This is a genomic window from Bacillus paramycoides, assembly GCF_038971285.1.
In the GTDB taxonomy this organism is placed as follows: Bacteria; Bacillota; Bacilli; order Bacillales; family Bacillaceae_G; genus Bacillus_A.
The window spans coordinates 4,783,624-4,797,316 of the sequence record NZ_CP152427.1 but is presented as its reverse complement, the minus strand read 5'-3'; the positions used below and the strand labels follow the sequence as shown (position 1 = coordinate 4,797,316).

Annotated in this window: 17 protein-coding genes; 16 read left to right on the top strand and 1 reads right to left on the bottom strand. The window is 35.7% G+C overall.

Annotation, left to right across the window (positions count from 1 at the left end; translation table 11 throughout):
• The first annotated feature begins 6 nt into the window (after positions 1-6).
• From AAG068_RS25105 to AAG068_RS25065, 9 genes are all read left to right on the top strand, one after another.
• A complete protein-coding gene (locus AAG068_RS25105; protein WP_001206335.1) occupies positions 7-1,179 on the top strand; it encodes an acetyl-CoA C-acetyltransferase in 1,173 nt (390 codons plus the stop codon).
• A gap of 300 nt (positions 1,180-1,479) precedes the next feature.
• Positions 1,480-3,282 (top strand): acyl-CoA dehydrogenase family protein, encoded by a 1,803-nt coding sequence (locus AAG068_RS25100; RefSeq protein ID WP_128975266.1) that lies wholly within the window; start codon positions 1,480-1,482, stop codon positions 3,280-3,282.
• Positions 3,283-3,420: 138 nt separating this feature from the next.
• Positions 3,421-4,143, top strand: a complete 723-nt coding sequence (locus AAG068_RS25095) for an MBL fold metallo-hydrolase (RefSeq protein WP_342716215.1) — start codon at positions 3,421-3,423, stop codon at positions 4,141-4,143.
• A gap of 3 nt (positions 4,144-4,146) precedes the next feature.
• Positions 4,147-4,695 (top strand): TetR/AcrR family transcriptional regulator, encoded by a 549-nt coding sequence (locus tag AAG068_RS25090; RefSeq protein ID WP_342716214.1) that lies wholly within the window; start codon positions 4,147-4,149, stop codon positions 4,693-4,695.
• A 464-nt stretch (positions 4,696-5,159) separates the two neighbouring features.
• Entirely contained in the window at positions 5,160-5,873 is a 714-nt protein-coding gene (locus tag AAG068_RS25085; RefSeq protein WP_342716213.1) for a CPBP family intramembrane glutamic endopeptidase, read from the top strand.
• 144 nt (positions 5,874-6,017) lie between these two features.
• On the top strand, positions 6,018-6,203 hold the full coding sequence (locus AAG068_RS25080) for a hypothetical protein (protein WP_001180555.1): 186 nt from the start codon (positions 6,018-6,020) through the stop codon (positions 6,201-6,203).
• 13 nt (positions 6,204-6,216) lie between these two features.
• Complete coding sequence (locus AAG068_RS25075; protein WP_001002987.1) at positions 6,217-6,465, top strand: spore coat protein; 249 nt, start codon at positions 6,217-6,219, stop codon at positions 6,463-6,465.
• A gap of 247 nt (positions 6,466-6,712) precedes the next feature.
• Complete coding sequence (locus AAG068_RS25070; protein WP_428845977.1) at positions 6,713-7,663, top strand: L-lactate dehydrogenase; 951 nt, start codon at positions 6,713-6,715, stop codon at positions 7,661-7,663.
• A 22-nt stretch (positions 7,664-7,685) separates the two neighbouring features.
• Positions 7,686-8,699, top strand: a complete 1,014-nt coding sequence (locus tag AAG068_RS25065; protein ID WP_000666176.1) for a PTS transporter subunit IIC — start codon at positions 7,686-7,688, stop codon at positions 8,697-8,699.
• 63 nt (positions 8,700-8,762) lie between these two features.
• Here AAG068_RS25065 and AAG068_RS25060 read toward each other — a convergent pair whose 3' ends face one another.
• Positions 8,763-9,410 (bottom strand): phosphatase PAP2 family protein, encoded by a 648-nt coding sequence (locus AAG068_RS25060; protein ID WP_046198706.1) that lies wholly within the window; start codon positions 9,408-9,410, stop codon positions 8,763-8,765.
• A gap of 143 nt (positions 9,411-9,553) precedes the next feature.
• Between AAG068_RS25060 and AAG068_RS25055 the strand changes: the two genes are divergently transcribed.
• The 7 genes from AAG068_RS25055 to AAG068_RS25025 all read left to right on the top strand — a co-directional run bounded on the left by AAG068_RS25055 (position 9,554) and on the right by AAG068_RS25025 (position 13,263).
• Complete coding sequence (locus AAG068_RS25055; RefSeq protein ID WP_342716210.1) at positions 9,554-10,081, top strand: hypothetical protein; 528 nt, start codon at positions 9,554-9,556, stop codon at positions 10,079-10,081.
• A 198-nt stretch (positions 10,082-10,279) separates the two neighbouring features.
• The gene (locus tag AAG068_RS25050) at positions 10,280-10,441 is read left to right on the top strand and encodes a hypothetical protein (RefSeq protein WP_342716209.1); all 162 of its coding nucleotides are present in this window, start codon (positions 10,280-10,282) and stop codon (positions 10,439-10,441) included.
• Between the two features lie 165 nt (positions 10,442-10,606).
• A complete protein-coding gene (locus AAG068_RS25045; RefSeq protein WP_342716208.1) occupies positions 10,607-11,440 on the top strand; it encodes a WXG100 family type VII secretion target in 834 nt (277 codons plus the stop codon).
• A gap of 15 nt (positions 11,441-11,455) precedes the next feature.
• Positions 11,456-11,647 carry a hypothetical protein gene (locus tag AAG068_RS25040; RefSeq protein WP_342716207.1) on the top strand — a complete coding sequence of 64 codons (192 nt, stop codon included), beginning with the start codon at positions 11,456-11,458 and terminating at the stop codon, positions 11,645-11,647.
• A 14-nt stretch (positions 11,648-11,661) separates the two neighbouring features.
• Entirely contained in the window at positions 11,662-11,925 is a 264-nt protein-coding gene (locus AAG068_RS25035) for a DUF4176 domain-containing protein (RefSeq protein WP_342716206.1), read from the top strand.
• 115 nt (positions 11,926-12,040) lie between these two features.
• Positions 12,041-12,430: a hypothetical protein gene (locus tag AAG068_RS25030; RefSeq protein ID WP_137012389.1), complete on the top strand. Its 390-nt coding sequence runs from the start codon at positions 12,041-12,043 to the stop codon at positions 12,428-12,430.
• A gap of 569 nt (positions 12,431-12,999) precedes the next feature.
• On the top strand, positions 13,000-13,263 hold the full coding sequence (locus tag AAG068_RS25025) for a DUF3937 family protein (protein ID WP_342716205.1): 264 nt from the start codon (positions 13,000-13,002) through the stop codon (positions 13,261-13,263).
• The last annotated feature ends 430 nt before the right edge of the window (positions 13,264-13,693 follow it).

The window sequence follows — 13,693 nt, the reverse complement described above, 5'->3', positions numbered from 1 at the left end:
TCGTTCATGAGAGAAGCTGTCATTGTTGCGGGAGCAAGAACACCAATTGGAAAAGCAAAGAGGGGTTCATTAAAAACAGTTCGTCCTGACGATTTAGGGGCGTTAGTAGTAAAAGAAACGTTAAAGCGTGCGAATTATGAAGGACCAATCGATGATTTAATTTTCGGTTGTGCGATGCCAGAAGCAGAGCAAGGTTTAAATATGGCTCGTAATATCGGTGGATTAGCAGGACTTTCTTACGATGTTCCAGCTATTACAATTAACCGTTACTGTTCTTCAGGTTTACAAAGTATCGCTTACGGAGCAGAGCGCATTATGCTTGGTCACTCGGAAGCGGTATTATCAGGCGGAGCGGAATCAATGAGTTTAGTTCCAATGATGGGACACGTTGTTCGTCCAAATAGTCGCCTTGTAGAAGCAGCTCCAGAATATTATATGGGTATGGGACATACAGCAGAGCAAGTTGCTGTGAAATATGGAATTTCTCGTGAAGAGCAAGATGCATTTGCAGTAAGAAGTCATCAACGCGCTGCGAAAGCATTAGCTGCAGGTAACTTTGCTGATGAAACAGTATCTGTAGATGTAACGTTACGTACTGTTGGAGCAAACAACAAATTACAAGAAGAAACAATCACTTTCGCACAAGACGAAGGTGTAAGAGCAGAAACGACATTAGACATTTTAGGTAAATTACGTCCAGCATTTAACGTTCGCGGTTCTGTAACAGCTGGTAACTCTTCACAAATGAGTGATGGTGCAGCATCTGTATTATTAATGGATCGTGAAAAAGCAGTAAGTGATGGTATGAAGCCACTTGCGAAATTCCGTTCATTTGCAGTAGCTGGTGTACCACCAGAAGTAATGGGAATCGGCCCAATCGCAGCAATTCCGAAAGCGTTAAAACTAGCTGGTTTAGAACTATCCGATATCGGCCTATTCGAACTAAATGAGGCATTCGCTTCTCAATCAATCCAAGTTATTCGTGAACTTGGTTTAGATGAAGAAAAGGTAAACGTAAACGGCGGTGCAATTGCACTTGGACATCCACTTGGCTGTACAGGAGCAAAACTAACATTATCTCTTATTCACGAAATGAAACGCCGCAACGAACAATTCGGTATCGTAACAATGTGTATCGGCGGCGGAATGGGAGCAGCAGGAGTGTTTGAATTACTATAAAAAAAGTGCAGGTGGCTCGTTCAGAACAGGAGGGCGTTGGAAGCCCTGACGAAGAGGCGCTTTTTGCCTCACAGGAAGGGGTGAAACGACCGACTGTTCTAGCCACTGGAACTGGATTATGAAAAAAAGTAGAAGCGAAGCCACCGAACATTCTAGCCGCTGGAACTAGATTAAAAAAGTGGAAGTGGCTTGCTCAGAACGAGACGTCGCCAATGCAAAGAATGGAAGCAACAAAGGTTTATAAAAAATAAAATTGAGAGCCAGTTTCTTTCAAAAAAGAAAGAAGCTGCTCATGAAAATATGAAGGAGGAAATTTTCATGGAAAAAACAGTAGGAAGTGCGGTTAAAGGCGGTAGCTTTTTAGTTGATGAGATTACGATTGATCAAGTGTTTACGCCAGAAGATTTTTCATCTGAGCATAAAATGATTGCAAAAACGACAGAGGACTTTATCGTAAATGAAGTTCTACCAGAGCTTGAATATTTAGAGCAACATGAGTTTGATCGTTCTGTTCGTCTTTTAAAAGAAGCTGGGGAACTTGGTTTATTAGGCGCTGACGTACCAGAAGAGTACGGCGGAATTGGTCTTGATAAAGTAAGCTCAGCGTTAATCGCAGAGAAATTCTCTCGCGCTGGTGGTTTTGCAATTACTCACGGTGCTCATGTAGGAATCGGATCTTTACCAATCGTATTATTCGGTAACGAAGAGCAAAAGAAAAAGTATTTACCATTACTTGCAACTGGTGAGAAATTAGCTGCATACGCATTAACAGAGCCAGGTTCAGGATCTGACGCATTAGGTGCAAAAACAACTGCACGTTTAAATGCAGAAGGTACACATTACGTATTAAACGGTGAAAAACAATGGATTACAAACTCTGCATTTGCTGACGTGTTTATCGTATACGCAAAAATTGATGGAGAGCACTTCTCAGCATTTATCGTAGAGAAAGAATATGCAGGCGTATCTACAAGCCCAGAAGAAAAGAAAATGGGTATTAAATGTTCTTCAACTCGTACGTTAATTTTAGAAGATGCATTAGTACCGAAAGAGAACTTACTTGGTGAAGTTGGTAAAGGTCATATTATCGCATTCAACATTTTAAATATCGGCCGTTATAAATTAGGTGTTGGTACAGTTGGATCTGCGAAACGTGCAGTAGAAATTTCAGCACAATATGCAAACCAACGTCAACAGTTCAAACAACCAATCGCTCGCTTCCCATTAATTCAAGAGAAACTTGCGAATATGGCAGCGAAAACATATGCAGCTGAAAGCTCTGTATATCGTACAGTAGGTTTATTCGAAAGCCGCATGAGCACATTATCTGAAGAAGAAGTGAAGGACGGTAAAGCAGTAGCAGCTTCTATCGCTGAATATGCAATCGAGTGCTCTTTAAATAAAGTATTCGGTTCTGAAGTACTAGACTATACAGTAGATGAAGGTGTTCAAATTCACGGTGGTTACGGATTTATGGCAGAGTACGAGATTGAAAGAATGTACCGCGATTCTCGTATTAACCGTATTTTCGAAGGAACGAACGAAATTAACCGCCTAATCGTACCAGGTACGTTCTTACGTAAAGCGATGAAAGGTGAATTACCACTTCTTCAAAAAGCACAAAAATTACAAGAAGAATTAATGATGATGATGCCAGAAGAAGTAGGCGATGAGCCATTAGCGCTTCAAAAATATTTAGTAAGTAACGCGAAGAAAATTGGCTTAATGGTAGCTGGATTAGCTGCTCAAAAATACGGTAAAGCATTAGATAAAGAGCAAGAAATTCTTGTGAATATCGCTGACATCGTAAGCAACCTATACGCAATGGAGTCAGCTGTTCTTCGTACAGAAAAAGCAATTAAAGCAACTGGTCTTGAAAAGAATAAACAAAAAGTGTTATACACTGAAGTATTTTGCCAAGAAGCATTTAACGAAATCGAAGCAGATGCGAAAGAAACACTTATCGCAGTTGAAAACGGCGACATGCTGCGCATGATGTTATCATCATTACGTAAATTAACTCGCCACACACCACTTAACGTAATTCCGAAGAAACGTGAAATCGCTGCGAAAATTTTAGAAGATGAGCGTTACACAGTTTAATACTTTTAAAGAACAGTAGTCGTTTATACGACTACTGTTCTTTTTTCTGAAAAAAATAAATTTTTAGTGACATAAAACTAATACCATTAGTATAATGAAACTAACGGTATTAGTTTTCGTGAAAAGGGAGATGGAAATATGAGAATGATACATGAAAAAACGGTATATCAATTGTCATTTTTGCCAAGAGTGTTTCCAGTGAATTGTTATTTTGTGGAGGAAGAAGATGGTTTAACTTTAATTGATGCGGCTTTGCCGTATAGCGCAAAAGGTATTTTACAGGCGGCTGAAAAAATAGGGAAACCAATTACTAAGATTGTATTAACACATGCGCATGATGATCACATCGGTGCATTAGACGCATTAAAGGAAGTACTCCCTAATGTTCCAGTCTATATTTCTAAGAGGGACGCAAAGCTGTTAGAAGGAGATACGACGTTACAAAAGGATGAACCGAATATACCGATAAAAGGCGGTGTACCTAAAAAGGTAAAAACGGTACCTGATGTTTTATTAGAAGATGGCGACCGAGTTGGGTCGCTTCTTGCGATTATGACACCGGGACATACGCCAGGATCCATGTCGTTTCTTGATGTACGAAATAAAGCTCTTATTGTCGGGGATGCATTTCAAACGAGAGGAGGTATGGCTGTTTCGGGACAAATGAAATTTTGGTTTCCGTTTCCTGCGATGGCAACGTGGAGTAAAGAAATATCATTACAAAGTGCAGAGAAGTTAAGCGAATATGAGCCTTCCTTACTTGCGGCAGGGCATGGGAAAATGATAAATAATCCAGGTACTGTCATAAAATTTGCTATTAAGGAAGCTAAGCGGAATATAAAAAGTAGAAAAGAGGGTTAATTTATGTCACCGAGAATCGGACTTACATTACAGAAAATTGTAGAAACAGCAGCAGAAATTGCAGATACAAATGGAATACAAGAAGTAACGTTAGCTTCATTAGCGCAAAGGTTAGGGATACGTTCACCCTCGCTATACAATCATGTAAAAGGGTTGCAAGATGTACGGAAAAATCTTGGTATTTACGGAATACAACAGCTGCATAACAAGCTGGAAGAAGCGGCCGAGGATAAATGTATGGATGAAGCAATTCATGCATTAGGAGAAGCATATGTAGCATTCGTACGCAAACATCCTGGACTATATGAAGCAACCTTTTTACGAGATGAAGAAGTAAGAAAAGCAGGTGACGGGATTGTAAAGCTTTGTCTTCAGGTGTTACAACAGTACGGCTTAGAAGGGGAAAATGCACTTCATGCGACGCGTGGATTCAGAAGTATTTGTCATGGATTTGCGTCGATTGAACAGCAAGGTGGATTTGGTCTACCGTTAGATTTGGATATAAGTTTACATGTATTATTGGAAACGTTTATTAAAGGATTACGTGAATAAGAAGCAAGGCAAACAAAAACCTTAGAAGTGATTCTAAGGTTTTTGAGTGCATATGATTCGAAAAGAATGGTAGGATTTTTCTTATGAAATGATATCATTTTGCAGGTTTTAAAAATGTATATATCGCTAAGAAAAAGCAAACGAAACTGAATACGATGGGATCTTGATATGGACTAGGCTCAGAGCCCTTCTGGATTTCTGTAAGGAAGTCGTGGGTTTTCATGTTTATTGCTCCTTTAACTAATAATTTTTATATGATGTGAGGGTTACGGTGGATAGGGATTGTTTTTTGAAATTTCATATAATAATTATTGCATAGCAATCCTATTCCTAAAACTATAAAATATAAAGTTTTCATAATATGTAAAATTGCATATTATTCTTTTTGAAATTTTTGTTATATTATCTTTATATTTAAATTAAAGGATTTTATTGAGATAAATGAGAATAACTGGAGGGATACTGTGAGTAAAACAGTGTTAGAAGCGTATAGTGCGGAAAGAAAAATAGAGAATATAACATATAAAAATCTATTTGTAATGATAGCAATGATTATAGGGACTTCACTCCTAGGAGGATTATTCCTTGGTTTAGCCTTTGAGATTTATGGAGAAGAAGCATTAAGTACTAAATTAGAAGGATATTATTTGCTCTTATTCGATGCATCTGTTGTTGCGATCGTTTTATTAGCTTATAAACCGGTTTTTCATTTTATTAAATCTATTTGGGATTTATCCGTTTTGAAGAGTGGGAAGACATATTTATATCTATTAATTGGTTTTATTATCATTGCAGTATCACAATATTTAATGTTACATGTGTTTAGTTTTGAAAGTGCAGCAGAACAAAAGGAACAATTAGGGAGTTTAGGGCTTCAAAATAGCATACAAAGTATTATATATGTGTTAAGTGTTGCTATCATTACACCGGTTAAAGAAGAAATTCTATTTCGAGGTATTTTATATCGATTTTTAGAAAAGAGATATAATTTTTTAGTTAGTATCATTATTTCTTCCTTCATTTTTGGAATTCTTCATGGAGGTCTTCTAATTACGGCAACGATTATGGGAATGGTATTTGCAATGTTATACAAAAAGACGCAATCTATTGTACCTAGTATTATGTTACACATTGTATGGAACTTACTTGTGAGTATAAGTATGATTGTATCTCTATAAAAATAAATACATACAAAATAAAAGATGAATGGCTCAGCTATTCATCTTTTATTTTGTATGCACGTGAAAAAGTTAATTCATGTATACAATCAAAAAATAGCTAAATACTAACAGTGAACGAATAAAGAAAGGTAGGAGTATTCTATGCAAAATTTAACAGAGCTTGAAGTAGAAAATTTACGTCATTTAATTGGTGGACACGCAACAATTATTAACAAGTTGGAGCAGTATGCACAGACGTGTACGGATCCACAACTGAAACAAATGCTACAAAAAGATGCGCAAGATGCACGAAATACGAAACAGCAATTAATGACTTTCCTAGGATAGGAGGAAGCGGAACATGAATGAAAAAGATATGGTAAATGATTATTTAGCAGGATTAAATGCAAGTTTAACAAGTTATGCAAATTATATTGCTCAGTCTGATAATGAACAATTACACCAAACGTTAATCCAAATTCGTAATCAAGATGAAATGCGCCAACGTAATATGTACGAGTACGCAAAGCAAAAGAGTTACTACAAGCCGGCAGCACCTGCGAATCCAATGATTGTCCAGCAATTAAAAAGCCAATTAAGTGCGGAATAATGGGATGACAAAAAACGGGCGAATGAAGTCGCTCGTTTTTTGTTTTGAATATGTCAATAAATATAAAATAAATATTTTTCCAGTTGTAACAAATATGACGAAAATGGAATATGACAATTCACAAAAAGGACAAAAACTTTGCTCAATATTTCACAAAGTATCCATGGTTTATATCGTGGGAATCTCTATAATTAGGAGTGTAAAGAACAAAAGAAATAGATTATATGATCAATTAGGAGAGATTGCTATGAGACGAAATACAAGAAAAATTGCAATTATCGGTACTGGATTAGTTGGATCAAGTTGTGCATATTCCATTGTGAATCAAGGCATTTGCGAAGAGCTATTATTAATTGATATAAATCATGAACGTGCAGTTGGGGAAGCGATGGATTTATCACACTGCATTAACTTTACAAATACAAGAACAAAAGTATATGCAGGAAGCTATGAAGACTGCAAAGATATGGATATCGTTATTATTACAGCAGGACCAGCACCAAAGCCTGGACAAAGTCGCTTAGATACTTTAGGAGCGAGTGCGAAGATTATGGAAAGTGTTGTTGGCGGCGTAATGGAAAGTGGATTTGATGGTATTTTCTTACTTGCATCGAACCCAGTTGATATTATTACATATCAAGTGTGGAAATTATCTGGATTACCTAGAAATCGTGTGATCGGTACTGGTACATCACTAGATTCTTCTCGCTTACGAACAATTTTATCTGAAATGTTACATGTAGACCCTCGTAGTATTCATGGGTATTCATTAGGAGAACATGGTGATTCTCAAATGGTTGCTTGGTCTCACGTAACTGTTGGTGGAAAGCCAATTCTACAAATTTTAGAAGAGAAAAAAGACAAATTTGGTGAAATAGATTTAGATGAAATTGTTGAGAAGACTGCAAAAGCTGGATGGGAAATTTATAAACGAAAAGGTACTACTTATTACGGAATCGGAAATTCTCTAGCATATATTGCGAGCTCAATCTTTAACGATGATCACCGTGTCATTGCTGTATCAGCCATTTTAGATGGGGAGTACGGCGAGTATGATATTTGTACAGGAGTGCCAGCTATTATTACTAGAGATGGTATAAAAGAAATTGTAGAACTAAACTTAACAGAGGATGAAGAATCTCGATTCGCAAAATCAAACGATATTTTACGTGATTATATGAAAACAATTGGTTACTAACTTATAGGAGAAGGTGAAACAAATGAAGGAATATATAATGTCTCGTGTATTTAAAGCATCTGCTGGAATCGCACAAGGTATTTTCGTATCCCTTGGAATTGGTTTACTAATCGAAAATATAGGAAGAATTGTTGATATTCCGTTACTTATTACAATCGGAGTTGTTGCAAAATCACTTATGGCACCAGCCATTGGTGCCGGAATTGCTTTTATGCTTGGTGCAAATGGCCTTGTAATCTTCTCGGCTATGGTAGCTGGAGCGATTGGTGCTGGATCCATTTCAATTACTGAAGCAGGTCTAATTATTAAAACAGGTGAGCCAATCGGTGCATTATTAACAGCAACTTTAGCTGTATATATTGGTAAACGTTTAAGTGGAAAAACTGCGTTAGATATGATGCTCGTTCCATTTGCGGCCATATTAGGTTCTGGTTTAGTTGGTATTTGGTTATCTCATAATATTACTCCTGTTTTAAATACAGTTGGAGCATTTATTAAAGATAGCTCAGCTGGTAGCCCGTTCATCGCTTCTATCGTCATTGCAGTCGTTTGGGGACTATTACTTATCTCTCCAGCTTCATCAGCTGCGTTAGCGATCGCACTTAGCTTAGACGGCGTTGCGGGTGGTGCTGCTCTTGCGGGCTGCGTTGCCCAGTTTATCGGATTCTCTGTTATCTCAGCGAAAGAAAATAATTTGGGCGGCATATTAGCTCAAGCACTTTGTACTCCGAAAGTACAGTTGCCAAATATCACTAAAAATCCAATGATTCTCGTCCCAACTGTTGTCGCCAGTGCGATAGTTGGTCCAGTATCCGCATTGATTTTCCAACTGGAAGCAGGAAAAGAAATTGCAGGTCTTGGATTAAGTTCTCTTATCGCACCAATTAATTTAATTTCCAGCGAAGGATGGGAAGTTGTCCCAGCGATGGTAATCACATATATCATCATTCCAGTAGCTGTTTCTTATATACTTTACATTGCTCTTAAAAAAGCAGGTCGTATTCATTCTGGTGATATGACTGTACCGCAATCTTAAATTGAAAATCTCCTTTTATATAGAGAAAAGCAGACTGGAAGCCACAGTCTGCTTTTTGTTATGTTACATTTTGTGATTTTGTTTTACTGGAACACGTACTGTTTCTTTTGCTAATAACAGCTGAACGCCGAAGTAAAGTATGCTTGCAAGCGTCATTCCAGAAATGGCGTCTACAAATGCATGTTGCTTCGTAAATAGCGTTGATAAAATAATAAGCGTACCGAAGAAGGTAAGAATGTAATATTCAAAAGCATGTTGTTCTCTACGTTTAAAGGCAGCTAGCATAATGACAAATGTAGTTAGAACATGAATGCTAGGGAAACAGTTTACCGGTTGGTCGATACTATAAATATAGCGGACTAGTTCGGAAAATACGTCGGATCCAACTACTGTTGGACGTGGTACAGTTGTCTGCCAAAAATAATAAATAGAAAAACAAGCAAGTTTTCCAAGAATGATACTACTTAAAGTGACATAATATTGTTTTCGATCGGCAAAGCAGTAATAAATAAGTGCGCCGTATAAGTAAGGAAACCAAAGTAAATAAGGAATAATAAATGCTTTTACAAATGGAATCCAATCATCTACTACAGTTGTGACATCTACTGCGTGAACAGCCGATTTATTTAATACATCGTAAAGGGGACTTACGAGTACAAGTAGAAGTATATAACTTAACGGAAGAAAAGATGAAAGTTTAAATTTCTTCATGATAATCTCCTATGTTTAGTAATGTAAGTAAATTCAATTGATTATAATATAGAAACGTAATTTGGGCTATCGATTTTACTTACATTTTCTTGAATGAACCTTACGTTTTTGTCACTTGACTGAAAAGAAGGGGAGGGTGCTATATGAAGCGTTTATCGTATTTCTTAGTTTTTATATTGATATGCCTAGTCGGTGCTGGGTGTGCAAAGGATAAAGAAGGAGAGAAATTAGAATATAACGGAAGAGCACTCGTAATTGGAGTTATTGGTGAAAAACCGAAAGATACGTTTAGGAATATAAAGTTTGAGGAAATAAAGTTAGAGGAACTGGAAAAGAAATCTAAGGAAATGGATGGTTTTCTAATAATGAAAGATCACTTTCAAGAAGCCTCAACAGGGCAGTATAAAGATGTATTTTCATCGCTAAAGAAACCAGTGTTTTTTATCGGTTTACAAGATAAGTCATATTCGATTTTTATTACAAAAGGGATAGAGTATAACAGTGCCCGAAAAGATGTAAATGCTATGTATACGCAAGGGTTTGCAAATATCGGAAGTGGTGAAGGACAACAATGGGCAGTTGGTTTATCGAATGGTGGAAATACTGAAGAAAGTATTCATAATATGTATATCGTCGTATTTCAAACAATTGCAGATTATTTGAATAGATGAGGAAGGAGCCTGTAAACGAGGCTTCTTATTTTTTTATGTAGAAGCATATAACAATGTGATTGAGAAGTTCACGCAAGCTTTACAACGTATGCGAGAGTAGTGATACCGATTTATAATTTTATATCAGCTATTGCGGATTTAATTATAAAGTTTTAATGCAGCGCAGCCAGTATTAGCTCGGTTTATTAAGGGGTGATAATGTTAGTTAGTTCCACATCTCCCTTTGGGATTGGTTTGTTGGCAGGTGCAAGCACCTTTGTAGAGCCAGGAACGAGGATTCTCATTTATTTCGCATGCAGGAATCAGTTATATAATGGTTCAAATGATTCCATTGTTTATGAAATTGCTAAAAATATATAGATTACTTTCTTACTTGGATGAATTTCCTAACTATCATAGAAAAAAACAAGTTAAAAATTCTGAACAATATAATTTTTAACTTGTTTTTTTTGGGAAAAACAGTAATTATATGAAGGTGGAATTCTAATGTTAAATTAGAAACCATAGAAATAAGGGGGGGTATAAATGGGAGAGATCAAGGTTACTCCAGAGGAATTAAGAAATAGGGCAAAAAATTTTAAATACGCTAGTGCTGAAGCAACTGATCGTCATAATAGGATTCTTTCGGAATTGTTGAATCTTCAAATGAGATGGGTAGGAGCTTCAAGTTTAGCTTTTTATAATGATTTGCCTACTTTAACCAAAGCTTATGAATCTTTTAATAGTCATTTGAAAAATATTGAAGAAGAATTAGTGCGTATTGCCCTTAAGTTTGAAACAACGGATAATAATGGAGTTAATATGACTAGTGGTGCTACTGGATTAAGTACTGCCGGATTAAGTGCTGCTGGATTAGGTGCTGGATTAGGAATTAATAATACAGTTAATTTACAATCAATAACTGATTTGTTAAGTACTAAGTCTAAAGATGGCTATTTATATACTGAAAGAAGTGGCCCGTTATATGCTAAAGCTATAGGTGGTGAATTGAAAGCTGGAGCAATTATCGGAGGCAGTGCCGCATATAACACTGTTAAAGTAGGTATTGAAGGTTCAGTAAATATTGATGGAAGAGATTTAAAAGGAGAAGCAAGTTTAAGCATGGCAAACGCAGAACTTTCTGCTAAGATAGATAAAAATGGATTTGAAATTGGAGCAGAGGCTTCTTTAGCAAAATATGAGGGGGGTATAGATATACCTATACCATTTACAGATCATGATTTACATATTGGTGGTTCAGCCTCACTTGGACAAGCCGGTGGTTCACTAAAGGTAAGTTCAAGTGGATTTAAAGTTAATTTCCCTTGGGGACCTGGAGCTAGTCCTGTGGGTACAGGTGTTGAAGTAGAGATAAAGTAAAAAGGAGTATCTTTTATGACTTTAGAAAGTTTGAAAAAAGTTTTAACAATTCTTTTTGTTATTTGTTTTTTTGGTACTATTATCTTTACACTGTTTGATGCTACATATAATTTAAAAGAAAAAATAATCTTTTCGTTGATATATTTAATTACAGTTCCTATTAGTTTTTTAATTTTGTATAAAATAGGTAAAATTTTTATTAAATAAAGAGGTGAATTAAGATGGGGAAAGTAGAGAAAGATACATTACTTCCGATTGGTTCAGTTGTTAGATTTAAAACATGGGAACAACCATTGATGATATACGGTAGAAAACAAGAAGATTCAAAAACTAAGGAAACTTGGGATTATGTAGCTTGTTATTATCCTATCGGAAATATTTCAACTGAATATAATATGTTTTTTAATCATGAACATATATCAGAAGTGATTTTTACTGGATATGTAAATGAAGATGAAATAAAGTTGCGTGAAGATTTGAAATAGAATTATTGATTTTACAACTATAATAACTATAATATATTCACTAGGGTATGTTATAGGTATTATAGTTTTTTTGAATGTAAATTGGAGATATTTATTGTGAGGATAAGGGGGAATGATGTTGAAAACTATTAAAAACACACTATTATTTGTTCTATGTTTGGTGGTTCTTAGTGGTTGTTTTACAAGAGAGGGAACGATTGTTGGTGGTAAAGTTTATGGAGGTTCAAATAGTATAGATGGGAAGTATAAAAAATTCACTGGTTTTGCAACTCAAGATATGAATGTAAAAAAAGGTGAAAGTTGGGCATTCTCTTTTGATGATAAAACTAAGCAAGGAACCATAAAGGCTTATGTTTTAGATTCAAATGATAATACAATACTGGAAGTTACTAGTGGAAACAGTAAAAATAATATTAAAGTGTCTAAAGATGATACATATAAAGTTAAAATTATAACAGAAGAACATGGTGGAGAATTTGAAATATCATGGAAAAAAGAAAAGTAGTTAAGTTAATAAGTAGAGGACTAGTATTATGTTCTTAGGATTTGAATGGCTTCCAAAGAGATGGGGGAAAAGAAAAGTTTCAGCAAGCAAAATTTGCTGGTGAAGGAAAAGGGATTTTGATTATTAATTATGCTATAGATTTATATGTTATATCTATTCCTTTAAAAGTAAAGAAATATAATTCACTTTAATTTCTATTGAATATAGAAGTGATTATGCTATGAAAGTCATGTGTATACATGGCTTTTTCTTGGCAACAATTTCTTACCTGTCGGTGCTATCGCATCCGTTGTAGCATTATGCGGCAGGTTATTCATTATGGTTGGTAACCAGGAACTGGAATTTCCCCTTATTACATAATGGTTCAACTAATTCCGTTATTTATGCGATTATTTGTTGGGATTGCTAAAGCGATTTTGCCCTACTCGAGTAGGGCTTTTTTATTAACAGTAATTCCTCAATATGCAAGAAATATGCAAAAATGCATATTGTATTTATTTGGATATTTCGTATGTTAAAATTAAATATAGGGATTTTTATATATAAAGAACTAAAATCAGAAATATCCAATGAATTTTGAGAGGTGTTACATGTTTACAAACAAGAAATTAATTCGATTTGGTCTAACATTACTAGTATGTTTGTATGGAATTGATTTTACAATCAGTTATTTTCAAACATATCTTGAATCAGCGGCAGGTATTAAATGGGTAATATCAGAAACTTGGAAAACTATTTTGTTAGATGCCCCTGAAAGTATATTGGTTATTTTAGGCGCAATTGCTTTATATGATTTCACAAAAGAAACATCGAAAAAAGACGCATCAATTTAGATGTGTCTTTTTTCGATGCAGTAATTTTTTTAACATCATGGAATACTCTCACTATTACGGCCAAAATCGTTATTTCCTTTTGTCCCGCTATTTGCCGGGCAGTAAGACCCCCACCTCAAAATTCAGCGTAAGCACAGAAGTTAGGTGGGGGTCGGGCTGCCCGTAAAAGCCCGTTTGGTGAGGGCTGATAATCAGTGGGGGATGAACAAAACCCTCACTGATTAAAGTTTCACTTTATCTGTACACCTTTGTTATTTAAAGTTTTCCAGGTTTTGTGACTACAGGCTGGAATGGTTAAATAAACGTTTGTTTAAGATATATGTTCGGTAGGAAGAAACTGATGCAGCTCAAGGGTTAACAAAGAAAAATAGAGAATTAATCAAACGTTTGTTTAAGGTGTATGTTCGGTAGGAAGAAACCGATGCAATTC

Excerpts from the sequence above, each read along its gene's own strand:
- AAG068_RS25105 (WP_001206335.1), top strand. The coding sequence starts at position 7 with ATGAGAGAAGCTGTCATTGTTGCGGGAGCAAGAACACCAATTGGAAAA.
- AAG068_RS25100 (WP_128975266.1), top strand. The coding sequence starts at position 1,480 with ATGAAGGAGGAAATTTTCATGGAAAAAACAGTAGGAAGTGCGGTTAAA.
- AAG068_RS25095 (WP_342716215.1), top strand. The coding sequence starts at position 3,421 with ATGAGAATGATACATGAAAAAACGGTATATCAATTGTCATTTTTGCCA.
- AAG068_RS25090 (WP_342716214.1), top strand. The coding sequence starts at position 4,147 with ATGTCACCGAGAATCGGACTTACATTACAGAAAATTGTAGAAACAGCA.
- AAG068_RS25080 (WP_001180555.1), top strand. The coding sequence starts at position 6,018 with ATGCAAAATTTAACAGAGCTTGAAGTAGAAAATTTACGTCATTTAATT.
- AAG068_RS25075 (WP_001002987.1), top strand. The coding sequence starts at position 6,217 with ATGAATGAAAAAGATATGGTAAATGATTATTTAGCAGGATTAAATGCA.
- AAG068_RS25070 (WP_428845977.1), top strand. The coding sequence starts at position 6,713 with ATGAGACGAAATACAAGAAAAATTGCAATTATCGGTACTGGATTAGTT.
- AAG068_RS25065 (WP_000666176.1), top strand. The coding sequence starts at position 7,686 with ATGAAGGAATATATAATGTCTCGTGTATTTAAAGCATCTGCTGGAATC.
- AAG068_RS25060 (WP_046198706.1), bottom strand. The coding sequence starts at position 9,410 with ATGAAGAAATTTAAACTTTCATCTTTTCTTCCGTTAAGTTATATACTT.
- AAG068_RS25055 (WP_342716210.1), top strand. The coding sequence starts at position 9,554 with ATGAAGCGTTTATCGTATTTCTTAGTTTTTATATTGATATGCCTAGTC.
- AAG068_RS25050 (WP_342716209.1), top strand. The coding sequence starts at position 10,280 with ATGTTAGTTAGTTCCACATCTCCCTTTGGGATTGGTTTGTTGGCAGGT.
- AAG068_RS25045 (WP_342716208.1), top strand. The coding sequence starts at position 10,607 with ATGGGAGAGATCAAGGTTACTCCAGAGGAATTAAGAAATAGGGCAAAA.
- AAG068_RS25040 (WP_342716207.1), top strand. The coding sequence starts at position 11,456 with ATGACTTTAGAAAGTTTGAAAAAAGTTTTAACAATTCTTTTTGTTATT.
- AAG068_RS25035 (WP_342716206.1), top strand. The coding sequence starts at position 11,662 with ATGGGGAAAGTAGAGAAAGATACATTACTTCCGATTGGTTCAGTTGTT.
- AAG068_RS25030 (WP_137012389.1), top strand. The coding sequence starts at position 12,041 with ATGTTGAAAACTATTAAAAACACACTATTATTTGTTCTATGTTTGGTG.
- AAG068_RS25025 (WP_342716205.1), top strand. The coding sequence starts at position 13,000 with ATGAATTTTGAGAGGTGTTACATGTTTACAAACAAGAAATTAATTCGA.